This window comes from Citricoccus zhacaiensis (assembly GCF_014645315.1).
GTDB lineage: Bacteria > Actinomycetota > Actinomycetes > Actinomycetales > Micrococcaceae > Citricoccus > Citricoccus zhacaiensis.
The window spans coordinates 30,867-57,374 of record NZ_BMLQ01000010.1; the positions used below are offsets into that span (position 1 = coordinate 30,867).

At 65.3% G+C, this 26,508-nt stretch carries 24 protein-coding genes; 14 read left to right on the plus strand and 10 right to left on the minus strand.

All coding sequences use genetic code 11. The features are described from left to right. The first annotated feature begins 29 nt into the window (after positions 1 to 29). The 3 genes from IEX49_RS14520 to IEX49_RS14530 are packed head-to-tail and all read left to right on the plus strand — an operon-like array spanning position 30 to position 2,519. Positions 30 to 923 (plus strand): hypothetical protein, encoded by an 894-nt coding sequence (locus tag IEX49_RS14520; protein ID WP_188806882.1) that lies wholly within the window; start codon positions 30 to 32, stop codon positions 921 to 923. Next, complete coding sequence (locus IEX49_RS14525) at positions 920 to 1,312, plus strand: DUF4913 domain-containing protein (RefSeq protein ID WP_188806883.1); 393 nt, start codon at positions 920 to 922, stop codon at positions 1,310 to 1,312. Before IEX49_RS14520 ends, IEX49_RS14525 begins: the two co-directional genes overlap by 4 nt. A gap of 28 nt (positions 1,313 to 1,340) precedes the next feature. Then, positions 1,341 to 2,519, plus strand: coding sequence for a PIN domain-containing protein (locus IEX49_RS14530; RefSeq protein WP_159554292.1), 1,179 nt, complete (start codon positions 1,341 to 1,343; stop codon positions 2,517 to 2,519). 68 nt (positions 2,520 to 2,587) lie between these two features. On the opposite strand, the gene IEX49_RS14535 is transcribed toward IEX49_RS14530, so the two are convergent. The 7 genes from IEX49_RS14535 to IEX49_RS14565 all read right to left on the minus strand — a co-directional run bounded on the left by IEX49_RS14535 (position 2,588) and on the right by IEX49_RS14565 (position 10,540). Next, positions 2,588 to 4,300 carry a type IV secretory system conjugative DNA transfer family protein gene (locus tag IEX49_RS14535; RefSeq protein WP_229672756.1) on the minus strand — a complete coding sequence of 571 codons (1,713 nt, stop codon included), beginning with the start codon at positions 4,298 to 4,300 and terminating at the stop codon, positions 2,588 to 2,590. Next, a complete protein-coding gene (locus tag IEX49_RS14540) occupies positions 4,300 to 5,895 on the minus strand; it encodes a putative type IV secretion/conjugal transfer ATPase (RefSeq protein ID WP_188806884.1) in 1,596 nt (531 codons plus the stop codon). Before IEX49_RS14540 ends, IEX49_RS14535 begins: the two co-directional genes overlap by 1 nt. Continuing rightward, positions 5,895 to 7,412 carry an SCO6880 family protein gene (locus IEX49_RS14545; protein WP_188806885.1) on the minus strand — a complete coding sequence of 506 codons (1,518 nt, stop codon included), beginning with the start codon at positions 7,410 to 7,412 and terminating at the stop codon, positions 5,895 to 5,897. The genes IEX49_RS14540 and IEX49_RS14545 overlap by 1 nt, the downstream gene beginning before the upstream one ends. After that, positions 7,409 to 8,803 (minus strand): hypothetical protein, encoded by a 1,395-nt coding sequence (locus IEX49_RS14550; protein ID WP_188806886.1) that lies wholly within the window; start codon positions 8,801 to 8,803, stop codon positions 7,409 to 7,411. The genes IEX49_RS14545 and IEX49_RS14550 overlap by 4 nt, the downstream gene beginning before the upstream one ends. A gap of 111 nt (positions 8,804 to 8,914) precedes the next feature. After that, the gene (locus IEX49_RS14555; RefSeq protein WP_188806887.1) at positions 8,915 to 9,634 is read right to left on the minus strand and encodes a DUF8175 domain-containg protein; all 720 of its coding nucleotides are present in this window, start codon (positions 9,632 to 9,634) and stop codon (positions 8,915 to 8,917) included. A 33-nt stretch (positions 9,635 to 9,667) separates the two neighbouring features. Next, the gene (locus IEX49_RS14560) at positions 9,668 to 9,949 is read right to left on the minus strand and encodes a hypothetical protein (RefSeq protein ID WP_188806888.1); all 282 of its coding nucleotides are present in this window, start codon (positions 9,947 to 9,949) and stop codon (positions 9,668 to 9,670) included. A gap of 12 nt (positions 9,950 to 9,961) precedes the next feature. After that, the gene (locus IEX49_RS14565) at positions 9,962 to 10,540 is read right to left on the minus strand and encodes a DUF6668 family protein (protein WP_188806889.1); all 579 of its coding nucleotides are present in this window, start codon (positions 10,538 to 10,540) and stop codon (positions 9,962 to 9,964) included. Between the two features lie 172 nt (positions 10,541 to 10,712). Here IEX49_RS14565 and IEX49_RS14570 point away from each other — a divergent pair, with 172 nt between their 5' ends. The 8 genes from IEX49_RS14570 (at position 10,713) to IEX49_RS14605 (ending at position 18,885) form a co-directional block, all read left to right on the plus strand. Beyond that, positions 10,713 to 10,934 carry a helix-turn-helix domain-containing protein gene (locus IEX49_RS14570; protein ID WP_188806890.1) on the plus strand — a complete coding sequence of 74 codons (222 nt, stop codon included), beginning with the start codon at positions 10,713 to 10,715 and terminating at the stop codon, positions 10,932 to 10,934. Between the two features lie 60 nt (positions 10,935 to 10,994). Continuing rightward, positions 10,995 to 12,473, plus strand: a complete 1,479-nt coding sequence (locus IEX49_RS14575) for a PQQ-binding-like beta-propeller repeat protein (protein WP_188806891.1) — start codon at positions 10,995 to 10,997, stop codon at positions 12,471 to 12,473. Further along, positions 12,473 to 13,885, plus strand: coding sequence for a MinD/ParA family ATP-binding protein (locus IEX49_RS14580; RefSeq protein ID WP_229672758.1), 1,413 nt, complete (start codon positions 12,473 to 12,475; stop codon positions 13,883 to 13,885). The genes IEX49_RS14575 and IEX49_RS14580 overlap by 1 nt, the downstream gene beginning before the upstream one ends. 40 nt (positions 13,886 to 13,925) lie before the next feature. Continuing rightward, complete coding sequence (locus IEX49_RS14585; protein WP_188806892.1) at positions 13,926 to 14,963, plus strand: transglycosylase SLT domain-containing protein; 1,038 nt, start codon at positions 13,926 to 13,928, stop codon at positions 14,961 to 14,963. Then, positions 14,960 to 15,517, plus strand: coding sequence for a hypothetical protein (locus tag IEX49_RS14590; RefSeq protein WP_159554270.1), 558 nt, complete (start codon positions 14,960 to 14,962; stop codon positions 15,515 to 15,517). Before IEX49_RS14585 ends, IEX49_RS14590 begins: the two co-directional genes overlap by 4 nt. 269 nt (positions 15,518 to 15,786) lie before the next feature. Next, positions 15,787 to 15,972: a hypothetical protein gene (locus IEX49_RS14595; protein ID WP_188806893.1), complete on the plus strand. Its 186-nt coding sequence runs from the start codon at positions 15,787 to 15,789 to the stop codon at positions 15,970 to 15,972. Positions 15,973 to 16,529: 557 nt separating this feature from the next. Continuing rightward, positions 16,530 to 16,751 carry a hypothetical protein gene (locus tag IEX49_RS14600; RefSeq protein ID WP_159554266.1) on the plus strand — a complete coding sequence of 74 codons (222 nt, stop codon included), beginning with the start codon at positions 16,530 to 16,532 and terminating at the stop codon, positions 16,749 to 16,751. A 532-nt stretch (positions 16,752 to 17,283) separates the two neighbouring features. Continuing rightward, positions 17,284 to 18,885, plus strand: a complete 1,602-nt coding sequence (locus IEX49_RS14605) for a MarR family transcriptional regulator (protein ID WP_188806894.1) — start codon at positions 17,284 to 17,286, stop codon at positions 18,883 to 18,885. A 1,123-nt stretch (positions 18,886 to 20,008) separates the two neighbouring features. Here the strand turns inward: IEX49_RS14605 and IEX49_RS14615 are convergent. Further along, positions 20,009 to 20,149: a hypothetical protein gene (locus IEX49_RS14615; protein WP_159554260.1), complete on the minus strand. Its 141-nt coding sequence runs from the start codon at positions 20,147 to 20,149 to the stop codon at positions 20,009 to 20,011. 1,348 nt (positions 20,150 to 21,497) lie between these two features. Between IEX49_RS14615 and IEX49_RS14620 the strand changes: the two genes are divergently transcribed. From IEX49_RS14620 to IEX49_RS14630, 3 genes are all read left to right on the plus strand, one after another. Further along, positions 21,498 to 22,304 (plus strand): ParA family protein, encoded by an 807-nt coding sequence (locus IEX49_RS14620; RefSeq protein WP_159554258.1) that lies wholly within the window; start codon positions 21,498 to 21,500, stop codon positions 22,302 to 22,304. After that, positions 22,301 to 22,870, plus strand: a complete 570-nt coding sequence (locus tag IEX49_RS14625) for a ParB family protein (RefSeq protein WP_159554256.1) — start codon at positions 22,301 to 22,303, stop codon at positions 22,868 to 22,870. Before IEX49_RS14620 ends, IEX49_RS14625 begins: the two co-directional genes overlap by 4 nt. Positions 22,871 to 23,168: 298 nt before the next feature. Next, the gene (locus tag IEX49_RS14630; RefSeq protein WP_159554254.1) at positions 23,169 to 24,395 is read left to right on the plus strand and encodes an ATP-binding protein; all 1,227 of its coding nucleotides are present in this window, start codon (positions 23,169 to 23,171) and stop codon (positions 24,393 to 24,395) included. A 214-nt stretch (positions 24,396 to 24,609) separates the two neighbouring features. Here IEX49_RS14630 and IEX49_RS14635 read toward each other — a convergent pair whose 3' ends face one another. Both IEX49_RS14635 and IEX49_RS14640 read right to left on the minus strand, forming a co-directional pair. Next, positions 24,610 to 25,392, minus strand: a complete 783-nt coding sequence (locus IEX49_RS14635) for an SOS response-associated peptidase (RefSeq protein ID WP_308421956.1) — start codon at positions 25,390 to 25,392, stop codon at positions 24,610 to 24,612. Continuing rightward, positions 25,374 to 26,411 (minus strand): site-specific integrase, encoded by a 1,038-nt coding sequence (locus tag IEX49_RS14640; RefSeq protein ID WP_159554252.1) that lies wholly within the window; start codon positions 26,409 to 26,411, stop codon positions 25,374 to 25,376. The genes IEX49_RS14635 and IEX49_RS14640 overlap by 19 nt, the downstream gene beginning before the upstream one ends. Positions 26,412 to 26,508 lie beyond the last annotated feature (97 nt).

Below are 26,508 nucleotides of genomic sequence, written 5' to 3' on the forward strand. Positions count from 1 at the left end.
ACATGGCAGAGAACGAGGAAGAATCCGAGATGGCCGCGCAGTTCGGCAACATGCTGCGCGTGGCGATGGGCTCCAGGATGCAACTCCGTGAAGCCCAAGCTCGCCGTGAACAGATGCAGGCCGCCGAGAGGACCGCACAGGCCGACCAACAGACCCGGGCCGAGGCCAACGTCGCCGCGATGGTGAATCGGGAGATGTACAACCCGGAGTTCTGGCGCACCGCCGGCTCTGAATCCATCGCCGACCGCGTCACCGTGGCCGCGCACCTCTCCGGTTCCCACCCAGAGGCTCGCGGGGCATGGATGCACGCCGCCGACGTGCTGCGCAACGACTACGGGATCAACCTGGAACTGATGAACAAGGACCACCCCACGTCCTTGGTCGACCGGCACGCGGCCCTGCGTGATGCGTTGGACGACTACTTCGCCCGACAGCGTTTGGACGCAGAGGCCGACCAGGCGCTGGCCCCCACGGCCACACCGGACCAGGAGACCGACCGAGATGAGCAGCAGGGTACCGACTCTCAGCTGGATGCCAGCACACAGCCCAGCGAGGCCGATCAGGCCGCCAGTCAGGAGGCAGCGAAGGCTGCCGACGCCAAGGCTGTGGACGAAGACGCACACCTAGCCCTGGCAGACCGATATGGATCCGAAGCACAACAGGACCAGGTACATGCCCAGGCTGAGGAACAGACCGGGGGAAGGCTGTCGAATCAATACCAGCGAGTCACAGACGCCCAACTGGCTCAAATCGAGCGCCACGCCAACACCCCTGAACTGGCAAACGTGCGATCCCAGCAAGCCGACTTCTTCCCCCGCTCGACCGCTGAACGCATCGCAACCAACCCGGCCAAGACCACAAAGCGGCCAGTCTCCACCGCACCGACCGCCGGTCGCAGCCAAGAGACAGGAGTGAGCCGATGATCGTGGAATTCGGCAGCGCTGACGATCCGGCCACCGAGACGCACCAGGGGGCCGAGAAAGAGCGGCCTCTGTGCTTTCCCAATGCCGGTGCCTGGGTCGAGGGCTGGCTGCTCCCCCACTATCGGCGCAACCCCGCCACCCGCCGCTGGGACCCCCAGTGGTGGAGGTACGAGGAAGTCGGCACCGTCCTCGAAGCACTCTGGGAATCCTGGGAACAAGTCCGGTGGGGCGACGCCATGGCCTCCACCGCCTGGTTCCGGGACTACCTCTGGCCCATCATGGACCGACTCACCGACCCCGACGCCCCCTTCTGGGACTACGACCCACCCCGATCCACCGACGTGCCTCCTCAGTGGGCGGTCACCCCAGCGCCTCGAGGTTGGTTCTGATTTGTTGAGCTCGGGTGATAATGACGACGTGGAAACCACCGGAATATTCAGCCTTGCCGAGGAAGACGAACACCTCGCAGATGCTGTTGTTGTAGATACAAATCTCTTCTGGGGCGACCTCCATCTAAGGGGAGGTACATGGAAACGACTAGTGAATCTTCAGCGTTCTAGAGTTGTTCGCCTGTACTTCCCTGAAGTAGTCGTGCGGGAGATGGTTAGGCATTATCAGCGCAGGCACCGCGAAAATATGAACCTGATCATTAACGCGGTAGACAATCCAGTTGACCTTGACAATGTCCTGATTGACCTTGGTCTATCCTCGCCGGGCGTGAGCAAGAAGGATCTGCGTAGCCGACGGGACGCCGCCCTCTCTAGCGGGGTATATGAGGACAGTCTAAGAAGGCAAATTACGTCGGTTGGCGAAGTTCTCGACCTGCCACCAATTAATCCCGAAGATCTGATTGATTCCTACTTGCGGGCAAAAAAGCCGTTCAAGACAGACGATGCCGGAATCGCCGACTATGTGATTTGGCAGACGGTCCGCTCACTTGCTGTCTCCGAACCTCGCCGAAGCATCATTCTCCTCACTAAAAACCATAAGGATTTCGCTTCTGGAGGCACTCTGCATCCGGACCTCCGGGTGACCCTGAATGAAGCGGACCAAGTAGCTGTATGCATCGACGTTGAGAACTTCCTGGCGGAGTATGAAGAGGAGGTTCGTCTCGCGGAGGAAGGCCAGACATACTTTGCTCCGGCAGCCAAAGACCTCGCTATGGATGCGGCCGAAGACTACGTCGAGAACCATCTGGTTGGCGCTAAGGTCGCCGGGTCCGATTTTGATCCGTATCCCTCGGGTTTGGAGATTGACGGGCTAGTACTTCCCTCGGAGATCGAGTCTCCTCACATCAGCTGGGTAGCTCTCGAGGTGGACTCAGCCAGCTGGGATCCGTATGAGGCCTTCGAGAACACCATGGAGCTTGGTCAGCTTGAATGCCGGGCGGAAGTGAACATCAGCGCGCATGTTCACCGCTCTGAGGCTTACTCCTTAGAACAATCTGGTGAAGTCGACGCCGTGGACCTGGGGAATTTAGAGGAGCACTACGTTGAGGTCGACTTAACTCGGCACGTCGTATTGCAGTTCAACATTCGCGTGGACAAAGAGATGTCTGGGCAGGTGGAGCACCTCGACAAGATTGCAATTGATTGACATGTTCCGCCCAGCACCAGCACCAGCGGCAGAGCAAGTGGATTGCGCAGGCCGCCTCTAGTTACTGACTAACCGGCGAGCTGTTCGTAGTAGTCCTTTGAGGCGTCTACGTCATCGCCGTAGGGGTTGGTGGAATAGTGCTGGAGCTCGATCAGGCCCGGGGGCAGCCCGGAGGTGGAGAGCACGGCTCTGCCGCGGGGTAGGGCGGCGAGGTCGTTGACGTCCAGGAGGCGTTCGCGCTGGATGGCGGTGGACACCGAGCGTCCACCTTTCTGGGTGGAGGTGGTGCGGCGGATGACGTCGTGGTCGCCGATGAGTTGGGACAGGAACGGCAGGAACGACGAGTCCGAGAGGCCAGAACCGGCGATCCGAATGTTGGCGGCGGACCAGAGCTTCTTCATGCCCTTCTCCCCGAAGGCCTCCAGGCCTTGGTCCCAGCCTTGGAAGAACGAGGACAGCACGATCCCCCGGGAGCCGTAGTGGGAGTACACGTCCGGTAGCTGGCGCCACCGCACGACGTTGGCGACCTCATCGAGCACTCCCGTCATCGGCGGGGAGAGCCGGCCCCCGGGCTGGAGGGCGGCAATCTCTTCGGCCTCGGTTAGCACCGCCACGGCCAGGGCACCGGCGATGGCACGGGTGGACCCTGCGCCCTCTTTAGAGATCAGGTACAGGGTGTCGGTTGAGGATGCGAAGCGTTTGGGGTCGAACTCGGCTCGGCCGAGCTGGCCGGTATCGCGCACCCAGGGGACGACTCGGTCGTAGGAGAGCACGTTGACCCAGGGGCGCATGGTCCCGTAGACCCCGTCGCGCTGCTTCGGCGTGAGCTGCTGGATCTTGCCCAGGGAGACGGCCACTGCCGTGTGGCTGTGCTCGAGCAGTAGGTCTCGGGGTGCCTTGTCGTCGGGGTTTTGGGCCCAGAGGTGTACGTCCGTGATGGGACGGCCACCGACTGCGGCGGCGTAGAACATCATCGACAGCAGGCGTCGGCCGTCGGATTCGAAGTAGGCGTCCTGGGTGGATCCGGCGGACGTGGCGGAGGTGACGAAGATGTCCGCGAGCATCTCGGCCCGCTCCATGCCAGTGACGAAGGACAGCGGGTTCCACCACCAAGTGGGTTCCTCCCCGATGATGCCTTGGACGTCGTGGACCCACACCACCCCGGTCCTCGACCGGGGGCCCCGCGTCATGTCCACGAGGTCGCGCTTGTTCGAGGTCGCCACCACAGGGCCCTTGGTTTCCAGGATCTGAGGGACGCACACACTGGTGGTCTTACCCGCGCGAGGTCCCATGAGCCAGATCTGTACCCATTCCCACGACGCGAAGAGTCGTTTGCCGTTGTTGACCAGCTTGGCCAGCGGCACTCCCGGCCCAGCGGACGTGGCGCGGAGCCGTTCAGAGTCCTTGGTCATGGCGGGTTCGTTGAGTGCGTCGAACTCCTTGGCCTTGGCCATCCGGGAGGCCAGGTGGTCGATCCGGGACCCGTTCTTGCGGCCCCGACGCAGCACCACCAGGAACGAGGCCGCCACGACCAGCAACATGGCCACCCCGGCAGCGAACACGATGAGCTGCCAGATACCGACCGGTGTATCGCCGGTGGCTTGGGACATGAGGACATCGAAGGGCCCGCCGGTGGCGCCGATAGTGGGGTCGATCCAGGCGCCGAAGACCCAGAGGGCGAGAGCTCCGATGACGAGAATGAGTAGGCCGGCGGCCAGTACCCAGCCGGTCTCAGAAGAAGCCGGCTGGGTGCGCCTGCCGGGGCGGGGGTCGGCGAGCATCACTGCACCATGTCCCAGTCGCGGTTGGTGTTGGTGTTGTCGATCTCCAGATCGGTCAACTGTACGTGCAGCGGTACCCCGGCTTCCTTGCCCGTCTTGAGCAGGAAGTTTCCGGCCCCTGGGCGCAACCCGGCCCTGCCGGTCCACTGGTCCACGGGCGCTTCGGCGATCCAGTCCGAGAGTTGGGACACCTCGGCGCGGGAGAGGTTGAATACTTCTCGCAGGTTGCCCATCTCGCCCTCGGCGAGCCCGCCGAGGAACACCATCGCGGAGCGTTCCACGAATCCCCACGCGGTGGCGGTCAAATGTGGTTCGGCGAGCTTGAGGTCGTTCATGGTGTGGGTCACCATCACTTGGGCCATCATCCGGCCACGGTTCAGACGGGTGATGGAGTCGATGAAGTGCACCATGTCCGCCGAGGCGCGCAGGATCCGCCACAGCTCGTCCATCACGAGCAAATAGGTCTTCCGTCGCCGTCCCTCGTCGGCCGCCAAATAGGCTTCTGCGCTGACGGTGGCTGAGCCGAGATTCCAACACAGAGACTGAACGGCGGCCATGAGCACATGGTCGTTCTCGTTGACTCCGGAGATGTCGAATACGGCCGGTCGGCCGACCTCGATGTGTTCGGAGGTGGGTTCGGAGAACATCGTCCCGTACATCCCGGATGGGCCCAGGGAAATCAATGCGTCCAGGACCTCGCGGACGCGCAGGTCGTACTCGGTGTCATTGTCGTTGGTGAGGGTCACCGCCCGCAGTGTTTGAGGCCGGGCGCTGATGTGCGCAATGACCTCGCCCAACAGCGGAGGGGTGGTGAGCTCGGGATCCAGGTCGGACAGGGAGGTGGCGATCACCGATCGTTCATGCGGTGCTAGTTCGCGCCCCAGCATCATGCCCACCACGCCAGCGATCAGGGATCGACGCCGGGAGGCCATTTCCTCCAGTGCCTTGCCCCTTTCTTTGGCATCCTGGATGCCGGCCAGTTGTCCCACGATGGGTCCCAGATCCATCGGGTTGATGTGTCCCTGGCCGGGCGAGAACTTGATGACCTGACCACCGAGGTCGGCGATGGTGTGCACGTAGTCCGGGCGGGTGTCGGCCAGGACCATCGGGATGACGCCCCAGTCCGCCAGCACGGTGATCCATCGGTGCACCATGGAGGTCTTTCCCAGCCCAGGCTGGCCGAGGATGAATGCCGAGGGATTGGAGATAATCCCGGCCCGAAACCACGACACTGGGTCCGCGCAGACGAGGGAGCGTCGGCGCAAGTGATAGCCCAGCGGTGCGCCGATCACCGGCAACCCGGCCCCGGCCGAGAACGGGTAGAAACCGCACACCTGGACCGTGGTGCCCTGCAGTTCGAAGGGGGCCTCGATGACGTCCACCGGTCCTCCGCCGGTCCGGTTCCAGCCGCGCGGGCCGGGCCGGTGCCGGGAGGCCTCGCGGGCTTCGCGCCAGCGTTGGGTGGTCTTGGGACGGTCCCGAGCTGCGGCGCGTTGACGCTTGGCGTCCTCGCGTTTGAGCCGGGCCAGGTCCTTCTTGGACAACGTCAGCGCGGTTCCGGTGAGCGTATCCGGGGGCGTCTGGCGATCGGCCATCAGAAGAACTCCCTCAGGGTGTCGGGGATGAGCATGTGATCGGGCAACACCAAGCCCAGGGGCAGGCCTGCCTGGAAGGTCACGGCCTGGTTGGCCAGGGCGGGACGGATTCGCAGCCGGGCCGGTCCCAGTAATCCGGGGATGCGCTTGTCCCAGACCTTCAGGTCTTCCTCCGAGGTGCCGGTGATGGTGATGACCAGCCCGAAGCGGGTCAATCCGGCACCTTGGGCTTCCTCGGAGGCGGTCTTGGCTGCGGCAGCCTGTCGCAGGGCAGCGCGGGCGTTACGCCGAGTCTGGGAGCCGGCGAAGGCCGCGTCATTCTGTTCTTGCTGCACTAGGGCGGTGGTCCGTTCGGCCGCGATGGGCCGGTAGAGCAGGGTGACGCGCTTGCGCAGCAGCCCCGGGGAGGGCTCCAACACCCGTTTCAGAGAGCTGGACGTGAAGTGTCCTTCCGGGCCCTTGTACATCGTCCAGGACTTCGAGACCGCCCGGTCGTGGCGGTAGTGCTCGAAGGAGTCCTGGGCGAACGAGGGTCCGGCATCCTCCCAGTGAAGGTCGGTGCCGCCATCGGCCTGCATTTGCTCCACCAGGGAGGCCACGGTCGGGTCATAGGCCACGCGGGTGAAGTCCGTGATCTGCTGTGCGGTAGACGCCCGCACAGCCCCTGCCCCGGTGCCCTGCAGGCCGCCGACGAGCCCAGGTAGGCGGGTGCCGATCTCCTCGGCCATTTCCGCCCAGCCGCGGTCTCCGGTCTTGCCGTCGTGCCGTCGTCCGTCGAAGGTCACGCTCACGCGGGCCACCAGCTGCGGGGCCCCACCCTGATAGGTCTCCCCGATCCGGTCAGTGACCGCCTTGGCGTAGTCGGGGCCGGTTCCGGTGCGGTTGGCCTCCAATAGATTCGCCAGACGCAGCCCGGAGTCCGGGGAGGACTCGATGGTCACCGAGGCCCCACGGATGCCCTCGTCCAGGCCGCGCTGGGTCAGCCAGGAACCCCACACGGCCACCCGGTGATCGATCTGTTCTTGGTCCACCAGAGAGTCCCCGTCGGGGTGAGTCTCGATGACGACGGAGTAGTTATACACGTCGGATCCGGCGACCCGGATCAGCCCGAAGGCGTTGCCGTAGGAGTCGGTGAACTCGCCCAGTTCGGACTTGGCCATCAACCCGGGCAGGCGAGTGGCCCCGTCGGGGGTGCCCTTACCGGTCGGACCGGCCAGGTACACGTCGCGGCCAGATTTCTCTTTGATGCGTTGTGCCAATCGCAAGGTGATCCTTCCGTAGATACTGCGTCCTTGGCGCCGGGTCACCTTCAGCAGCAGCACCGCCACCGTGGCGGCCATGACGAGGGCGAAGGCGATGTACCAGCGTCCGGTGGCCATGAACAGGATGCTCAGTAGCACCACCGGAATCAGAGCAATACTGATTCCCATCGACAGTCCACCCAGCCCGGAACGGCGGGGCACGGTGAGGTTGCCGAAGACCTGCGGTTCGATCCGAACGGACTCGGTCGTGCTCATGCTCGGTCTCCTTCATCGTCCACGGCCCGGTCCACCCGGGCACCCTCGGCGGCCTGCGATCCGGCCTGGCTGGCCTGGCTATACCGGTTGATGGCCTCGGCCCACCGACCCGACCCGGACGAACCGCCAGCGGCAGTGTCCGTCATTCCCGCTCCAGCCGGTGCACCACCGGCAGCCGAACCCGCGCCGGCCTGATCACCAGTGGTCGTCTCAGCACCCGAAGCGGCACTAGAGCCCTGGGTCGCACCCGCAGTGGAGGACGACTCCCCTGACGGGGCATTCCCACCCGCAGCTGATCCACCGGAGGACCCTCCCTCGGCGCTGGCACCGGACGCGGTGCTGGTGCTACCACCGGCTGAGGTGCCCCCAGCTGCCGCTTCGGATCCAGTGGAAGAACCACCATCCGCGCCGGCGGCCGCGGTGGACGTCCCCGACACAATTTCGGCCGTTGACGGAGCACCCCCAGCCGGGCCACCCCCGGACGATGAGAGGGCCCCGGATGGGTCTCCCCCACCGACGGCAGCCGCCGAGGTGCTGCCAGTCGCAGCCCCACCTCGGGCGGCCATCGCACCGGCGCCCACGCCACCGGCCAGCACCGCAGCTCCAGCGGCGACCCCGGCGGCCCCGGACAATGCCGCGCCTCCAGAAAATCCGCCTGAGCCCGCGGCCGCGGCAGGGACGATGAACTTGATCAGTCCGGGCAGGGCGAAGGCCGCCAGCACCAGGATCAGCAACCCCGTCATAGCGTCGACCAGCCCAGCCCCCAGGTCGGACGTCTGGGAGAGATCGGTGCCGTCGATCATCATCCGGAAGCCCAGGGCATAGATGCCGGCGGCGACCGGCTTGAACAGCAGCAGGGCGATCAGCCAGCCGTTGGCCTTGCGCCAGGCCTGATTGCCTCCCTCGGTTCCCGAGGCGGCCGCGAGCACGGCGATGAAGGCCACGAGGATCACCAGCATGAGGTTTCGGAAGATCATGAACATGAAGTTCACGCCCGAACCGAGCAGCATCAGCAGGTAGACCACGAACGCGACCCCGTAATTACTGGCCATGGCTCCGGTCGCGGGGATGAGCATTTCCATAGACGAATCGCCGTCAGTGGAGCGGTCAAGCAGCCACCGCGCGGTTTCGTCTCCGGCGGTGAGCAGGATCGGCACGGCGGCCATATAGACGCCCGTGGCCAACACGAGGTTAAAGAGCGGCTTGGCCAGATTGACCGCACTGGATCGGACGTCCTCGGTCATCACCAGCCGGATCAAGCCGAAGAAGAAACCGATCATGGCGAAGACCACCACGAACCAACTCAGGTCCTGCTGGAGCAAGTTCAGGCCCACTGAGTCCAGGTTCGGCGGAGGAACCTCCATCCACCACGTGCCAATGATCTTGGCCATCTCCACAGCCCCGTCATAAAGACCTTCGACCATCGCACCAAAAGCGGAGTTCGCAGCATCGCCCAACCAACAATCCACCTGATGAGGTAGGCATCCAGCCATGATCTGCTCCTACCGCCAGCGAACGTAAGGAGAGGTGTCTTCCAGTGCGGAGACGCGTGGATGCTCCCCTGGTGTTTCGAGATTGAGCTTCCAGTCGCCGGCCTCGTTGTCCCAGACCAGGTCCACACTTTGGGAGATGTCAGTTCCCTGTCCTGTGATCCAGTAATCAATGGTCGCGGAGTTCATGTCTGCGGCCAGGACGCGGAATCCCTCGTAGACAGGGCGCTCGAAGTCCGCATCACCGCTCTCTTCGACGAGCTGAAGCATTTCATCCCGCCCTGGGCCAGGGATTGCGGCCTCTGCTTCTCCCATAGAGATGGCGGTCAGCAGGTTTGGGCCGGCGAAGATGGCACCGGTGGGTGAGCGCTCAAAGCAGGTCCACAGGTTCCCGTCTTGAGTGCTGGGGCCGTATTTCTCGGAGGTCGGCATGAGCATCTGGTACGGGTGGGTCTTCCAGACAGTTTCTGGTGCTTCGCTGGGGACCGTCTGGTCAGCGTCGCTGGTCTGGCATGCGGCGCCCGCCTGGGCAGGCGCCGAGGTGGGTGCCTGCTCCGGGGCCGTTGCCGTGGCTGTCGGGGTGAGGGTGTTCTCTGGTGCGGTCGTGGTGTCGCGTGGCCAGAGGACCACGCCGACGACAATCGCGACAATCAGGACCACTAGCAGTCCGCCGGAGACCCACCATCCCAGGCTCTGCGTGCCTGGGGAGTCGGTGTTCTTGTTCTTGGCCACGAGGGCCCCCCTTCGCTCGGTGTCCTGCTTGCGTTAGACGAAGACGGCCATGATCGCGCCGGCGCCAGTGGCCAGTCCGCAGACGATGATCGCGATGGCAAGACCCTTGAGGCCTTGAATCTCCCGACCGGTGAAGGCGGCGAACACCAGCGAGCCGGCCGAAGCCAGGAATCCGGCCACGCCGATGATGATGACGATCCAGGCGATCCAGTTCAGTAGGGTCGTGATGCCCTCGGTGCCTGGAGGCTGCTCCGGGGTCGGGTTCGGGATGACGCTGGCGAAGGTCGAGGCGGTGGCCATCAGGTCCATCAGCATGGGTGGGTCTCCTTATCTAGGGGTGCGGAAGGCGTGGATGATCTTGGTAAGCCTGCGTGGCAGTCGCCCGGGGTCCGGCGGCAGGTGCCGCCAGGCCTCGATCCACGGCAGGTGAGCGCCGCGGGGAACCTTGCGCGCCAGTCTCTTGACGGCCTTCTTTTGGCCGTCGGCCAGGGTGGGGCCGTCATCGACAAGAAGCAGCCCCAACAGGGTCGAGGAAGGCAACTGGCCGGCGGCCCATTGATGGGTGAACGCCTCGGCGGCGGCCAGGCCGGCGTAGTGAGTCCGGGCTACGGCCAACACCTGCAAGGTCGGCAGGGGGCGGGCCCACCCGCCAGCGACCGGCCAACCGGTACCGGCATCGACAGCGTCGTCCCCAAACAGGGAAGCGACCGTGGTGGCCCCCGCTCCCCCATGCAAACCAAAGACGGTCACCTGACGAAAGTCCGTCACGGTCGTCTGCGGCCACGGCGCGGCCTCCGGATCGGCGGCGACGGTGATCTCCTCGGGCGAGGGCGGCCCGTAATACAGCGCCGCGGTGTCGAGACCGCCGTCGTTCTCAGACAGACTCTGCGAGGAGTCCCCGGGCACGACGACAAGAGGGTTCCCCCGTTGGGCCACGTCTGCTCATCCCCTTAGCATGTGATTGGCCAATACAGTCAACATAAACACCCTGCGTCAGATGCGTCAATATGGACTTTTGTCCATATTGCGTGTCTTGCGCTTGACGAATGCAATGCGTTCGTGAGGACAATGGAGCGTGATGATGAACGATGCCACGGCGGTCGATTCACTTCTGGAGGGGCAGCCTGACCTGCTCACCACCGATGACATCTGCACGCTGATGCGGGTGTCCCAGGGCACTGTCCTGCGGTGGATGAAAGAGCAAGGGCTGCCGACGATCTCGGTGGGACCGCGGTTGCGCCGCGTGCGACGCGAGCACTTCCGGGAGTGGCTGCTGAGAGCGGACGAGATCGACGACTGACGTTTCCACCTCGGGGGTGTAGTGGACGAGACCGCAGAGACAGGGTTCAACCTAGAGACCGTGCCGGTCTTTCCGGTGCTGACCCTCTGGCTGGATGAGGGAACCGAACGGTCCGAGCTGAACGGGGTCCCCGTCGAGCCCGTCCCTGGTGAGGGCTACCGGCAGGCGGCTATCGCTGCCGTGGTGCGCGAAGTCCAGCGCCTGTGCTTGGATGCTGTACGGGTGCGGGTGCTCTCCCCCACCGATGAGGCCTGGGACATGGTGGTCACCGCCACCGGGGACGCACACGACGCCACCGTCACCGACCCCGCCGCCGATCAGCCCCAGCGGTGGCCGCGCCGCCGTTGGCTGCTCCTCGGGGCCAGCACCCTGGGAGTGCTCGCCCTCGGCGGTCTGGGCACCGCCGTGGCCCTGTCCGTCACCGGCGAGAGCGCTCCGGAACAATGGGTCGTTCCTGGTGCAGACCAGCAGATCCCCGTCGCCCTGCCCGAGGCGTTCTCCGGACGCTCGGCCTGGTCCGTTCCGGTGGCCGAGAACTCCGATGTCACGGCCTTGGACGCCGGGCACATTCTCTCCGCCGATCCCGACGGCACCCTGACAGCTCGGGACCCAGAGACCGGTCAGCCGGTCTGGCGCGGCACCTCTGCCCCGAAAGACCTCACCGCCGCTGTGCACACCGATTGGGCCGGCACCCCTTCTCTGGTGGCCCAAGCAGGCAACGAGCTGCGCGTGTGGGACCTACGTACGCCCGAGGATGGCTCGACCGTCCCGGCCGCGACCATTCCGGTGGACCAGGGCTGGCGGGTGGAAGTGCGAGGGGCACGACCCCTGGTCGCCAAAGAGCACTGGATCGTCGGTATCCCCACACCGGGCAACGGTCTCACCGATGTGGTCATCCCCGCCGGGTCCCGCGCCCTAACCGTCACCGGCGACAACCAAATCATCACCGCCACCGAAGACAGCCTCCACACCGTCAACGCAGACGGAACCGTGGCTGGACGGGTCCCCCTCACCGCGCCGACCGGCTCCAGTGGCGCACCTGTGGCGTCGTGGATGCTCGACGCTGACCACGCCCTGCTGGGCTGGAAGACCAAGGACTCGTCCACCCCCATGGCCATCATCCAGATCCAAGACGGTGCCACCCTGGCCACCGCAGAGGTCCCGCAGCCCCCCGACCAACGCCAACAACAACCCATCGTCGACGCCGAAGGGCGCACTGCCGCCTTCGACACCCTCTCCTTGACCTGGGGTGAAGGGGCGGTACTGCGTCCGCTACACAGCTTCGAAACCTCCACCCTTGACGGCACCACCGCCTATGGAATGGCCGGCCGCACCGCCCCGGCCAGCCTCGACCTGTCTTCCCTGACCTCGGCACCTCTGCCATGGGAGACCTTCACCGACGAGGACCCGGCCCCGGACTTGGTGGAGGCCGACGCGGCCTACATCGTCGCGGAAACTCTTGAGAACACCGTGCTCTACCGCTCCGAACCAGCCGACGCCCTAACCAGCGGCCGGGCTGACGACACGAAGGAGAAGTGATGATCCGCATCCAGATGGACTCCCCCACCCGAGCGAGCCTGACAACCGACACGGAGACGACAGAAGTCACCTGCGCAGCCGGTGAGCAGCTCATCGACGCGGTGATCGAACACCTGGTGCGCCGGGCCCGCCGCGACGGCACCCGACTAATCGCCCAGACCGACGACACCCCGCCGACCTGGATTGCCGTGGACCCCACCGGCACCGTCACCCCCCTCGACCAGCCGCCCGCACCCTCGCCCGTGGCCACCAACGACGCGAACACCACCGACATCACTCCCGCGGAGCAGCCCGCACCAGAGGCCGAACCGACTGTAGTCACGGTCCCTGCCACCCCGGCGACCCCACCGTCCCGGCCCAACCCCCTCATCACCAACGGCACCACCACTGGCCCGGCGCCGGTCACGTCCGACCCGGCCGGTGCTGCGCCCCAGCCGACCACCACAGTGGTTCCGACTCGGCGTAGCCTGCGCGACACCACCTTCCTGGTCCCAGATCAGGCCACCGAGCCGGCCTCTCGGGGCTGGCGGGCCGCCCTGAACACCCTAGGCCTGCGCATCCCTCCCTCGGAGGCCGAGATGGCCGAACGCCAAGATGTGAGCACCGTGTCCCAGCACTGGCCTGGCCCACGCACCGTGGCCGTGGTCAACCGCAAGGGCGGCGCGAACAAGACCCCCACCGTGGCCCTGCTCTCCGCCGTGCTGGCCCGCTACGGCGGCGGGCCCGTGCTCGCCTGGGACAACAACGAGTCCCAGGGCACCCTGGGCTGGCGCACCGAACAGGGCCCTCACGCCGCTAGTGTGCTGGACCTGGTGGATTCATCGACTCGGCTGCTCTCCCCAACCACCTCCACTGCAGACCTGGCTCACTTCGTCCACCACCAGCCGGCCGACAAGTACGACGTCCTGCGCTCCGATGAAAACGACGAGGGCGACCACGAGGTCACCGCCGAGGAAGTCGACCTCGCCCACCAAGTCGCGTCCCGGTTCTACCGGATGATCATCATGGACTCAGGCAACACCGCACGCTCAGCCAACTGGCGACGAATGATCGACCACACCGACCAGCTCGTCGTCCCAGTCACCGCGATGGAAGACCGCGCCGAGGCAGCCCTACTGACCCTGCAGACCCTCGAAGCCCGAGGCGGCCACGACGCAGAACTGGCCCGCAATGCCGTGGTCATCGTCTCCGAGTCCACCGACGCCGGCCGAGGACTGGGCGGGGACGCATTAAAGAAGGCCCGCGCCGAAGCCCAACGCATCGCCGACGGCTTCGCACCCCTGGTCCGTTCAGTAATCCGTGTGCCCTATGACCCGGCCCTGGTGCGTGGGGTAATCCGCTACGACGCCCTGCTCCCGGGGACCCAGCGGGCGTGGCTGGCGGCCGCCGCCGCCGTGGCCCAGGGCTTCTAAGGAACAAGCCGCCGTGGACAACTCTCGCAGCCTGCTACAGATGGGCGCAGCAGCCGCCGTCGTGGGGCTGCTGATCCTCATCCCGGTGATACTCATGAAGTTGGACAAGCCCGCTCCCGCCGCTCACACCGGGTGCGTTCCGGCCGGTGGCAGCACTGCTGGCATCCCTGAGCAGTACCGCGAAGACGTCAGTGCAGCCGCCACCGAAGCCGGGGTCCCGGCGGCGCTGGTCGCCGCCCAGATCCAGTCTGAATCGACCTGGAACCCCCAGGCCAAGTCCCCCGTGGGAGCCAGAGGCATCGCGCAGTTCATGCCAGCCACTTGGGCCGAGTACGGCCAAGGTGCCGATCCCTTCGATGCGAAGGCCGGCATCGCTGCCCTAGGGCGGTATATGAAGGCCATCCGCGCAGACGTCCAGGACCTCGGCACCACCGAGGCTGAGAGGATCGACCTGACCCTGGCCGCCTACAACGCCGGCCCAGGCGCCGTGCTCCAACACGGCGGCATCCCGCCGTTCCCGGAGACCCAGGCCTACGTTCGTAAGATCAACGATCTGGCCCAGCTGGACTACTCCGCCGACTGCGCCCCTCCGGGCGGATCCGTCATCGGCGACCTCGGCACCGGAGAATGGACTCATCCCCTACCCGGTGGCGTCCTGACTAGTCGCTTTGGGTATCGCGGCTGTGTAGCGGGGGTCCAGTGCAACGAGTTCGTCTCCACTCACCGCGGCCTGGACTTCTCCACCGGCGGCGGGGCCACCGTTGTGGCCCCTACCGACCTTCGCGTGACCGACGCCGGGGTCAACCAGTACCAGGGCCACTACGTCGTCGGCCGGATGACCGACGACCCAGGGCTGGTCTTCCAGTTCCACCACTGCACCCCTGACACCCTCCAAGTGGGCCGAGGCGACACCGTCGCCACCGGGACTCCGCTATGTGTGGAAGGCAGCTCGGGCAACTCAGCACGGGCGCACCTGCACTTCCAGATCAACGCACCCGAAGCCGACGACACTCGGCCCACCTACGACCACGCCCTGGACCCCTATCCGATCCTGATCCAGATGGGCATCCCACTATGAACCGCACCCGGATTCTGACCTACATTGCCATCACAGCCGTCGCCGTCCTGGTCGGCGTCGGAGTGGCACTGGCCTTCACTCAACCGTGGAACCGCGAAGCACCCGCACCCACCACCGCCCCAACCTCCGCCGCTACCAGCACCGGCGCACCAGATGATTCTGTTGCAGACGACATCAGCGATCGCCAACAGATAGCGCTGGAAGCCGCGCGCATCATGACAACCTGGACGCCGGACGAGGACCTCAACCGCACCGCCGCCGAACTGCGCGCACGGACCCTGATGACCAAGGAGCGCGCCGCGGCCGTCATTGCCCCCGAGCGGCCTGCCACAGGAGTCGAATGGCTCGAAGCCGCAGAACGCGGAGCCACCTCCGTGCCCAACGTCGAGCTCAACTACGCCACCGAATCCAGCGAGACCGGCGTTTCCGTGACCGCAACTTGGACCTGGAACGCCCCCGACGGCAGCGACATCCCCGAAGAACCGGGAACACAACCCCGCAGGTATTACTTCGAGTTCACCGAGGAGAACAAAATTCATGACTACAGCTACTAACCCCGTCGTCCCACGGACAGGTGGCTACTTCGGAAACTACGCTCCCGTGCTCGCAGCACCGTGTACGGGGAGAAATACTCCACACCGGACCTACTGGCCAGCACCGGCGCCGGACGGCGGCCCACTACTGGGACCTCCCGGCCCGCCACCAGGTCGCCAAACGCTTCATAGACACCACCTGCTGGTTTCCCGCCGGTGCCGGAGCCGACCGCTGGCAGCCGGCCAGTCTGGCCGGGATCGACCTGGCACCTGCCCACGATGTGGACGCCATGGTGCAGGCCTCCTCCATGCTGGCAGCCACCCCGCACTGGCTGCGCCGCGGCAACGTCTCGGACGTCCTGGGCGACCCCATGGAGAGGGCCGGGATCTCGAGTCCGGCGAAGTTCCGGCAGCGCGAGACCATCGACTCCACCGGCCGCAACCTCACCCTGATCTTGCCGGCCCCGCTGCGGTGACGCCTGGTCGGACTGCCGCTGAGAGCACGACACGCCCAACACGCCAGCGGCTGAGAAAAAATCTCTGGCTGATCTTGAGGCACACGGGCCACATCCCGGCCCGGGCTGCCGACCACTCCCCTGGTCCAGGCGCGTATCCGGCCCTGGGCAGGAGCAGAGCGGTAATGCTGGCGTGCCCGGAACCGGCTGCAGATCTACCGCGGCACAGCAATGCTGGCATTGCCATCAACGGCGTCTTCCACACAGCCACGTGAGGCAAGTATTAGCCTGTAACAGGATGCTCCCCCACATCAAGAATCTCTACGCTGGCGGCATAGCCGGTAATGCTGGCATGAATGGCAATGACGGGAATGACAGCACTGACGCCATAGCCGTTTCTGGAGGCATTGCCGGTCGGTTCGAGCCAGGCCGGAGCCGGCAACAAAGCGCTCGGCGATGGGCAGCCCATCCCAGTGCTGGGGCGGAAAGATGCGGCATGGGCACTGGCACAGAGGTGAATCACACGGTGGTAACTTCGAAGGCATCAACCACCAGTCAGACATGGAAGGAGCGACGCGATGAAGCAATCCGTCACCACCTCCGGCAACGGTTCGACGGCTCGAGCCACGACACGACGGTCCGATTCCAAAGGCGACCGGGCCTTCGTGGGGACACGCATCCCCGCGGACTTGCAGCCACGACTGAAGTCGAAAGCCGAGCAGTCGAACCTCACCGTGTCTGAGTACGTGGAGCGGTTGATCGCCGCGAACCTCACCCAGGAGGGGCAATGGATCGCGTAGCCACTCCGGACAAAAAGATGGGCCCGCAGAAGCGGGCCCATCAAGAAGCCGGACACCAGGGGCCGTTGCCGGGGCCCGCCGGAAAACCGGACATCGTGTAACTACACCTCACCTCGACGGAACGGACTGCAATCCGATACGTCAGTAGACCGAAGGCCCCTGCAAGGGCCGCCGACCAGAAGGAGGTAGAGCCCAAGGCTCCATCACTACTTCGATATGCACTTAGCCAACTGACCGGCCCACCTGACTCTCACACCACGGTGGGTACCGGTACTTTGACGTTCCCGGAAGGAACATCGCCATCGTAACGCAGCCTGAAGAGGGACTGCCAGCATCACGCACCCCCGCGCGTCGAACCGACCACGGTGCCATCTGGCGAGCCCTAGCCCCCGCACTCGGCGGCCGCGACCGCGTCCGCGTCTCCCGAGACGGCGGACGCAACTACCCGGCCCGGTCCGAGGTCGACCTGCAGGAGATCCTGGCCAAGCCACCCGTCCGTCCAGCAGCCGTCCTTATTCACACCCGTGACGGGATGTGCCGGACCCTGTGCCTGGACTTCGACGCCAAACCCGCCACCGGTGGGGAGCCTGCCGTCCTGTCAGACGTGCATACGACCACGGGCCTCTTGCACGCCGCCGGCGCCTCCTGGATCCGCGACCGGTCACCTTCCGGTGGGCGCCACGTCTACGTGCCACTACGCGAGCCCGTGCCCTTCCATGTGGCCCGTGAGCTGGTCGAGGCCCTGGCGATCGCCTGCCCCACCCTGGACCCTTCACCGCACCGGTCCATCATCAGCGGATGCATCCGCACCCCCGGGTCGGTTCACCGTGCCGGCGGCCACCAGCAGCTGGAGATGGGCCTGGAGGACGCGGTGGCCGTCGCCACCCACCGCAACGGTCAGGATGCCTTCGACCGGCTCTGGGAGGAGCTGTCTGAGCACCGGGCCATGGTCCGGGCCCACCGGTACGAGGAAGCCGAGCCGGATGGGGTGGTCTCAGCCGACGCGTCCGGCCCAGTGGCCGTCTCGGGCCGGACCATGTCCACGGAGATGCTGCGCACAGCCACCGACGGGACGTGGAACCACACGCGGTACGCCTCGGCCTCCGAGGCACGGCAGGCCGTCCTGGTCAACGCCGCGGGGTCCGGACTGGGCCTCGTCGACATCCAGGCCAGGATCCTCAACGGCGTGTGGCCCGGCCTGGCCCAGTTCTACTCGCGCTACTCCCCCACCCACCGGCAGGCAGCGCTGCGACGGGACTGGGTTGAGGCCCAAAGATTCGCAACCCAAAGCCCTGTCCGTAAATCCAACACAAGCCAGCCTTCTACACAGGGGGGGCCCTCAATATCTGCCTCCCAGCAGGTACGGACCTGGCTGAACGCCCTAAAGGTCGTGGATACCCGGATGGGTAGTGACCGCAATTCGCTCACCAAGCGCCTGCTGCTCCGGGCCGTGGCGGAAGCCTGCATGAAGACCGGCGATGTCGTGGTCGCTTTCGGGGTCCGTGCCCTGGCCGTGGCCATCGGCAGTGATGCCAGCACGGTCTCTCGCCATCTCCGCGAACTGGTCCAGGACCCGGAGCCGTTGCTTGCGCTCATCCAGAAGGGTCACGGCACGGAGGCAGACACCTACCGGCTGGTCGTACCTGACCACCTAGAACAGGCCGCTGCTGCACGGTCTTGGCGGCCGGGGAAGATCCATGCCCTGCGCCCGGTGTTTCGGTCACTGGGGATGCCTGAGGCCCTGGTGTTCGAGGCCCTGGAGATGCTGGGTACCTCTGTGCCGGTGAAGACCCTTGTCCAGGAGTCTGGGCTGTCGCGGACCGCGGTCAACGATGCGCTGAACGTGCTGGCGTCATGGCGGCTGTGCACCGGCTCCGCCGGACTCTGGAGCCTCTCCCCCACTGCCAGTGACGCAAACCTGGAGGCGTTGGCCGAGCAACTCGGCGTCCTCGAGCAGGTTTCCCAGCAGGTCGCCCGGTACAGGGCCGAGCGCGCCGTCTGGCACAGCTGGCTGGCGGCACGTGCCGCAGCGCAGTCCGCCGGGTACATCGACGACCTGGGGCACGCCTCCCTGCTGTGGGAGTTGGTCGAACCGCCACCGGACCCATGGGAGTCAACCCTCGTACCCGGCTGAGGCTACCGCCTGGGTACAGCTGCAGACCCTAGAACCTGTCTCCCAGATTGGCGACCGGTGCAAACAGCGGCTGGGTGTCGATGACCGAGTTGTTGAGAGGACGGGGGCATGACCAACAACCCAGTCCTCAGGCCCGAGGCGTGGACCGCGCCTACCCTGGCCGCGGTCGCTTACCTTGCTCTTCTGCTCTGGGCCGTCCTTAAAGTAATCCGAACCCCTCATCTATCGGTTCTGCTCCGTCTGGGCCTATTGCTTCTTGCTATTACGGTGCCCTCCCTGGGCGCCATAGTCGCGGCGATTGCGGCGCGCTAGCAGCGTCGCGTTCTCCCCGAACGATGAGGTGTCTGTTGACCAGGAGTGTGTTTGATGTGGTGCGGTGGGTCGACGTCACGGATACCCTGCAACTTTCGTCGGCCGAGCCGCGGTGAATGTGGCAGACCTGATTCCCATCGGGGGATGTCTACCAGTGCTTTGATTCTGATGGTGATGGCGGGCAGCATGACACCGCCGCGGCAAGTCAGGGTGAGCTTGTCGTACCGGGTGGCCAAACCCCGCCACTGCTTGAACACGTTGAAGGAACCTTCCACGACGTTGCGCCGTCTGTAGGCCTCGGTGTCGACACAGACCGGTCGGTCGCCCCTGGCCACGCGGCGGGGCCGGTTGGGTAGAGGTCGACCCTCTGCGGGATGACCGCCTGGACGCCCTTGTGGCGCAGCAGTGCCCACTGCGCATCGGTCAGGGCTTCAGTGCGTGTCGCGCTCTCAGCACGTCAACGTGACCAGTCACCCACTAATAAATGCGCCTACGCCGCCTAGTCCTCCTGGGCATCGGCCGGCTGGTACCCAAGCCCAAGACCCACGGCAGCCAACGCGTTGGTGCCGACTGTGCGCAGGGTCGCGTCCTGCGGGACCGGCGTGACTTCGACATCTCCGAAGAGGATGCAGTTCACAGCGGAACCTCGCCTTCCCCCGGCACCCGGTTGCTGAGGGTGGAGGTCATGCCAGCATTACCGGTCGAGCTGGCAATGGAGTCGGCGAGTCCCCGATCCACGCTCCCCCGCTCGAGAACACGGCTGGCTTGCACGATGCTGTCGAAGAGCCCGATGCCCACGACCGGTGTCGCCTCACCGGAGGCAGTCGGCGAAGAAGGCCATAGACACAATGGCTTCCACATCGAAAGCCGTGGGGCATTCGCCTCGGTCATCAATGAGTGCTGACACCATGGCGCTGAGGTCGACTGGTGCTGGATTGGCGGTGATCGTCATGCTGAGCTCCTGCGTACGGGTTGGTCCGACTGCCATGTGTGCGGAAGCCCGCCCGAACTTCACCCGGTACCTGGGGGCACCTCGCTGGCAATGCTGGTATTGCTGGGAGTGCGGGCTTTGCCAGCCTCAGGGTCAACGACGACGGTTGTTCCAGCACTAATGGCATTGCCAGCATTACCGCCCCCACTGGCGTCCTGGGGTCCGCCCCGTGGGTCTGCCGTTTTGTGTCGGACCTCGCGGCCGGGATGCAACGAGCAGGGGACGGGAGGCGACCGCCCAAGCCGGTGGCGTTGTGCGCTGGAGCGTGCCCGTCCCCACGTGCTCTGCGTGCACTGTGGGCTTCATCCCGTCAACCCGGCACCGAGGTCGCTCAAGCCTCCGGGTTCGTCTGCGCCATGCCGGTCGGAGGGCTGCCGACCGCCGCCATGATGGTTCGCCGACGCGATGAGAATCGCCGTGGACCGCGCATCGCTCATCGGGGTACGTCGACAACAGCCGTGAATGCCGAGCGGTAATGCTGGCATAACCGGCCATCCCGGGGTTGACGGTCTAACGGGTCACGTTCGCTGTGCTCTCTTCGACAGTGAAGGGGCACTGCTGGCTTTGCTGGCTCCACTGGTAAGCCGTCATTGACGGCACGACTGGCTCAAACAGCAATACCAGTATCACTGGCGATATTGGAGCGGCCTGCGGGAATTATGCCGTCGAGGGGCATCTGTGCAGAGCTCACTGGTAGTGCCAGCAAAAGAGCTATTTCACTTGGTAAGACCGGTAATGCTGGCAAGGCGCTTTGCGCGGAACCAGCGTCCTTTTCTCCGGTTAAAGCGGCAAGCAAGCGACTCATGATCCCTAGGGAGTTTTAGCATCAAGGCCGATAATGCCAGCATTATGGAGATGCGTGATGGTGAAACCAGCATTGATGGCACAACCGGCAAGGCCGGTTGGGGAGGGGGCTTGCCATCAGTCTTCGGCGAGTGAAGATGGCAATGCCAGCAATGCCAGCAATGATGGTCAAGCTAACCTGCCCGATCACGAGGCGAGCACTGGCCAGAATAACAAACAGTAATACCAGCATAACCAGCCAAGCTTGTCTGACTGTTACTGCTGGCCATGGCGTTGATACCGTCAATGTCGGCGTTTCGTGAGGGTGTTCGCCCGGGGCTTCAGGTTAGCCTGTGACAGGATCGCGCTCGTGGACGATCGGGCCGCAGCCGCGGTGCCGGTCTCGGGCCAGCCGATCTTGCCCCGTCGTAGCCGGACGACCGGGGAGCGGCATTGTTCTGCAGTGCCTGCCCCCTGCCTCCAGCTGCCCGCGCCGGGGACCTACCAGCAGGAGTGGAGGCACCGCGTGAGCCGAGTGATCGCCGTGTGCAACCAGAAGGGCGGCGTGGGCAAGACCACCGTGGCCGTCGGCTTGGCCGAGGTCTACGCCCTGCATGAGGGCAAGAAGGTGCTCCTCATTGACGCCGACCCGCAACGCAACGCCACCAGTGCTCTGGCCGTCACTGACCCGGAGTTCACCCTCAACGACGTGATCTACGGCGACCCGGACAACAACTTCCGCGTCCCGGCCGGTGCCGCAGCAGACGCCATCACCGAAGCCGGGGAGGCCTGGCAAATCGGCAAAGCCGCACCCCACGTCATCGCTGCCGAACGGCACCTGGCAGCCCGGGAACGGGACCAGATGCTGGCCCGGGAGTTCCGACTGCGCTCGGCCCTGTCCGGGGTCTCGGAGCTGTACGACATCGTCATCATCGACGCCCCGCCGTCGCTGGGCATGCTCACGGTCAACGCTTTGACCGCGGCCGACTGGTCCATCCTGGTCACCGAGCCGCGAGCCTCCTCCTTCGAAGGCATCGGTGAGATCGCCAAGACCATGGTCGAGGTCTCGGAAGCGTTCAATGAGAACCTTCAGGTGGCCGGCATCGTTCTGAATCGCCTCCGTCGAGGACTGCGCGACCAAGAGAACTGGGCGCTGAAGATTAGGAACACCTACGGCGACGCCGTGGTCGAACCCTCGCTGCCGGCCCGTGAGGCTTTCGCGCTGGCCCATGCCGAGGCTCGCCCGCTGATGAGCTACGGCAGATCAGCCAACACCTCGCTTGAGCCCATGAAACTGGTAGCCCGTCGTATCTGGGAGGGGAGCAACTCGTGAGCCGGTCAGACAACGTGTCGAGAGGCAGCGGGGGAGAGGACGGCGCCAACGCCCTCAAATCACTGCGCCGCGTCGGCCTGAAGAAGGCCCGCTCCACCTCCGTGGTCAACGACCTGGTTGCGGGGGAGTCAGCGGCCGCCGAAGAGGCATCGAATGCACCTGCGCCGGTGGTGACGGACAAGACTGCGAAGACGCCGGCAGCACCTGACTCGGTGCAGCCGGCACCTGTCGAGCCCGCCCCGTTAGCACCCCCTGCGACCCCGGAGCCGACTCTGATGCCGCCGCCGACACAGGACCAGCAGTCGACACCGGCACCGACTGCGGTGTCTGAGACAGCGGAGGAGAAGCCGCGGAAGGTGACGTTCTACCAGGACAACGAGCAGCGTCTGCGTGCTCGAGCGGCTTACGTGCACACCATTCCGGTCACCGGAGCGACCAGCTGGTCGGACTTCATCGCCCGTGCGGTGGAGCGCGAAACCCTCCGCTTGGAGGCCGCCTACAACGACGGGGAACCTTTCACGCAGATGCCGGGCATGGTGCGCCGAGGTCGGCCGTTCTCTTCTTGACAAGGCTCCTGGGGCAGAAAGTCGGCCGCTCAAAAGGGGGTGCGAAGCGCGCTATGCGCAGTCCACTCCGTCGCGATCGTGGCTCACAGAGTCCGGAACTCACAGAGTTTGTCAGTTACAAGGTAATGGACACACAACGCCTCGGCTGGTCACCTGCGCCGATGTGAGACCTCAAGCAGGGAGAGGCTGAGGTCGCCGTCCGGTCGCCGGAGGATAACTTGGACGGTGCTTAGGATTGACTAACGCTGTCTAACACGCTGAGAATGTCTAACAAGGTCTAACATGACGAGGGCACCTCATGGCAAGAGTCACTAATCCGTTTACCCCCGGTTTCGGGCAGAGCCCAGCCATTCTTGCTGGTCGGGCCAGCGTCATCCGCGAGTTCGAACAGGCCGTGGCCGGCGAATTGCCCGGTCAACGCAATGTCCTGATCTCCGGAGCTCGCGGAGCAGGCAAAACCGTGCTGCTCACCGAGTTCGAGGCGGTCGCCGCCGATGCAGGGTGGACGTGTATCACTCTGCACACCGCCTCCAGCTCGCTCGTGGCCGAACTGCGGGCCGAGATCGTCGAGCATCTGCGGGAGAGTGACCCTCAGGCTGAGCGGTCCCGACTGACTGGCGCGGGACTCTCCGGGGTCTCTGCCCAGCGGGACGTCGTGGAACGCTACGACGGCGAAGCCTTACCCGTCGGCCGCCTCCTCGACCGGCTCGCCGGCATCCTGGACGCCACCGGGGGAGGTCTGCTGATCACCCTGGATGAGCTGCAGTCCGTCGACCCGGCGCAACTGCATGAGGTCACCCAGCATGTTCAGGACCTCACCCGTCGTGGGCATCAGGTCGGGTTCGTCGCCGCCGGCATCCGTGCAGGCCTCGATGACCTCCTGGAGAACGACAAGACCACCTTCCTGCGCCGAGCCCACCGCGTAGAGCTCGGCAGCGTCCCTGTCGGAACTGCCGCCGAAACCATTCGTCAAACGGTGGCCGATACTCCCAAGACCATCACTCCCGAAGCCGCAGTGCGCGCCGGCGAGGTCTCTCAGGGCTACCCGTACCTCATCCAGCTCGTCGGGGCCCGCGCCTGGACCCACGCCGGCAACGCCGACACCATCGAGATCGGCGACATCGAACAGATCCGCACCGAGGTCATCCGCGAGATGGTCAAGAACGTTCACCGGCCCGCGCTCCGAGAAATCAGCGGCAGGAAACTCGACTACCTCAACGCCATGCTCGAGGACACCGGCCCCTCCCGCGTCGCGGACATCGCCGCCCGCATGGGAGAAGACCGGCGGTATCAGTCGGTCTACCGTGAACGGTTGATCCACGATGAATTGATTCACCCGGCCGGGCGAGGGTACGTCGAATACGCCCTGCCCTACCTGCGCGACGCGCTCGAAGCTCTCCGCGCCGGAACTGCGCCCGTCCCTGGCGCTGACGAGGTCACCCGAACCCGTACCAGGCTCCCCGCGTCGAGGAGCCGGCCGGAGACCCGGGATCGAACGACACGGGACAACAACCGGAGGCCCTGACCGGATACGGGAAAGGGCAAAAGTCGAAACGGCACCCGCCCCCATCGGCTCAGCAGGATCAGGACAGCACCCCTCCGCGGGTACCCACCGCCGGGCCCCTTGATTCGGCACCACTGGATGCACCCCAGGGCCAAGCCGGTACCGTCCCCCATGGTCCAAGACGCACGCTGCCGGCGCACGCAAGCGTCGGGCTGTACGTGTGTCAGTATTCCGCCTAGGAACCCTGCACGGTCTGGATCAACTCCGGCCCGTTGTTGCGCACGTTGCCTACGGCGGTCCCGACCTCGGTCAGGGTCCATGTTGAGGCGGTCCGGTAGGCCTGGTTCCGGACCTCCTCGACCAGTGTTTCGGCCTCGTCTGCGGACGCTAGCTTCTCGGGCTTCAGCCAGGTGTCCATGGTGTCCCGGTCCATGGGCAGGGGTAGGCGGTCGTGCAGGCCGGCCAGTTGCTCCAAGGTCGGCTCGTCGGTGCCGGCCTCGGGGGAGGGGCCGGTGAGGATTGTGCAGCTCAGGAGCCACCGGCCCTCATCGTCCTCCGCGGCTGCTGGGTCTTTCCACCATTCGTAGAGCCCGGCGAAGTAGATCGGCGAGCCGTCGGCGGGGCGAACGAAGAAGGGCCGCTTCGGTGTGCCCTTGGGCGCATCGGCGGTCGGTTTGAGCCATTCGTAGTACCCATCGACCGGGACTGCGCATCGTCTGGCCTTCACGGCCGCGCGAAAGGTTGGTTTCGTGGAGACGGTTTCCGAGCGGGCGTTGAAGGCTCTCGAGCCGACGGCGATGTCCTTGGCCCACGGTGGGACCAGGCCCCACCGGGCCACGTGGATCTCCCTGCGTGTCTGTGCCTCGGCGGCCCGTTCTAGGACGATGGGAACCTCGCTGGTCGGTGCAACGTTCCATTTCGGACGGAGTACCAGCTCTTCCTCGGGCTCGACCGCACCGGCGTCTGCTACCAGGTCGCCGAGGGTGTCGGGAAACGGAATTATTCGTTTGCGTTTAATTGCCCGTGTTCGCTTGCTCGCAGCTCCGGGTAGATGCCCCAGTTGGCACTGGTGTCGATGGCATGTCGTAGTGCTGTCTCTACGGCGACGCCCGTGACGTCCGCTACGATGCTCGCTGGGAGTACTTGAGCGAGCTGATCAAGTCGGGCGCGCTTCATTTCTCGGGCATTAATACCCTGTCTGGCCAGGTGAAGGGCGACACCGCCCTCGCTCGTGTGCTGGTGGGGCATCGTGCCATCAAAGAGCCATCCGGACGGCTCTCCAACGTATGGCTGCCGGGCACGCGTCTCGTCGAGATGTCTTCGAAGGAGATCGGTGATGGGCGCAGGAAGCTCGATCGGTGTGCTGCCGAACTTGAGCGAGAAGACCTCTCCGTTGCGGTGGATGTCCTCGAGTCGCAGGCGAACGGAGTCTCGGATCGGTTGAGCGAACACCAGCAGGAGCAGGCCGATGATGCGGCTCGGCAACGGTGTGGATTCGTCGTTCAGAAGTCCGTCGACCTTGTCCCAGACCACGTCTTCGGGAATGGGGGCCGGAGGCGGGGAGGGCTGCTTTCGGGGCACGCGGAGCCGGGTCGTGATCCGGTTCCGCACGGCCCAGTTGAGGAAGCTCGCGAGTGTTTTGTGTCGGTCGTGCCGGGACAGGTAGTGGTCGAGGGTGACTTGTTCGAGCGAAGCGAGGGGTTGCCCGTGGTTGTCGAGCCAGGTGAGAAACGCGACGATCTTGCGGATCTCGGCGGTGCGGGTGTTGACGACGCCCGCGCTGATGGGCTGGCCGCCTGTTCGTCGCCGCAGCCTTCGGAGGATTTCCCAGTTGAAGTACCGGGTAATGATGGCGGCATGGGCAGGTGGAATGCTTCCTGTGAGAGCCTTCGTGCGTAGCTCCAGGTCGTTCAATCGGACGTCGATGTTGGGGAGTGTTCCCGAGCTGATCAGCATGTGCCGGAAGTATCGGACGCGGGTGGATTGCGGAAGCTCGTTGAGGGTGTGGTGGCTGACTGGCTTCTTGCCCTGGGCCATGTCGCGGAGAGTGCGGTCGATGGGTTCGTGGCGCAGCCATCGAGTGGCCGAGCGGGGGTCCCGGGCGGTGAGGAGATGCTCGCGGAGGGGAGCGAGT

What these genes read in the sequence shown, in the direction of transcription:
- IEX49_RS14535 (WP_229672756.1), bottom strand. Translation starts at nt 4,300, where the DNA reads ATGCTCGCCGACCCCCGCCCCGGCAGGCGCACCCAGCCGGCTTCTTCT.
- IEX49_RS14580 (WP_229672758.1), top strand. Translation starts at nt 12,473, where the DNA reads ATGATCCGCATCCAGATGGACTCCCCCACCCGAGCGAGCCTGACAACC.
- IEX49_RS14545 (WP_188806885.1), bottom strand. Translation starts at nt 7,412, where the DNA reads ATGAGCACGACCGAGTCCGTTCGGATCGAACCGCAGGTCTTCGGCAAC.
- IEX49_RS14585 (WP_188806892.1), top strand. Translation starts at nt 13,926, where the DNA reads ATGGGCGCAGCAGCCGCCGTCGTGGGGCTGCTGATCCTCATCCCGGTG.
- IEX49_RS14640 (WP_159554252.1), bottom strand. Translation starts at nt 26,411, where the DNA reads ATGGCCCAGGGCAAGAAGCCAGTCAGCCACCACACCCTCAACGAGCTT.
- IEX49_RS14595 (WP_188806893.1), top strand. Translation starts at nt 15,787, where the DNA reads ATGGTGCAGGCCTCCTCCATGCTGGCAGCCACCCCGCACTGGCTGCGC.
- IEX49_RS14570 (WP_188806890.1), top strand. Translation starts at nt 10,713, where the DNA reads ATGATGAACGATGCCACGGCGGTCGATTCACTTCTGGAGGGGCAGCCT.
- IEX49_RS14600 (WP_159554266.1), top strand. Translation starts at nt 16,530, where the DNA reads ATGAAGCAATCCGTCACCACCTCCGGCAACGGTTCGACGGCTCGAGCC.
- IEX49_RS14540 (WP_188806884.1), bottom strand. Translation starts at nt 5,895, where the DNA reads ATGGCCGATCGCCAGACGCCCCCGGATACGCTCACCGGAACCGCGCTG.
- IEX49_RS14615 (WP_159554260.1), bottom strand. Translation starts at nt 20,149, where the DNA reads ATGACGATCACCGCCAATCCAGCACCAGTCGACCTCAGCGCCATGGTG.
- IEX49_RS14525 (WP_188806883.1), top strand. Translation starts at nt 920, where the DNA reads ATGATCGTGGAATTCGGCAGCGCTGACGATCCGGCCACCGAGACGCAC.
- IEX49_RS14550 (WP_188806886.1), bottom strand. Translation starts at nt 8,803, where the DNA reads ATGGCCAAGATCATTGGCACGTGGTGGATGGAGGTTCCTCCGCCGAAC.
- IEX49_RS14520 (WP_188806882.1), top strand. Translation starts at nt 30, where the DNA reads ATGGCCGCGCAGTTCGGCAACATGCTGCGCGTGGCGATGGGCTCCAGG.
- IEX49_RS14605 (WP_188806894.1), top strand. Translation starts at nt 17,284, where the DNA reads ATGTGCCGGACCCTGTGCCTGGACTTCGACGCCAAACCCGCCACCGGT.
- IEX49_RS14560 (WP_188806888.1), bottom strand. Translation starts at nt 9,949, where the DNA reads ATGCTGATGGACCTGATGGCCACCGCCTCGACCTTCGCCAGCGTCATC.
- IEX49_RS14630 (WP_159554254.1), top strand. Translation starts at nt 23,169, where the DNA reads ATGGCAAGAGTCACTAATCCGTTTACCCCCGGTTTCGGGCAGAGCCCA.
- IEX49_RS14590 (WP_159554270.1), top strand. Translation starts at nt 14,960, where the DNA reads ATGAACCGCACCCGGATTCTGACCTACATTGCCATCACAGCCGTCGCC.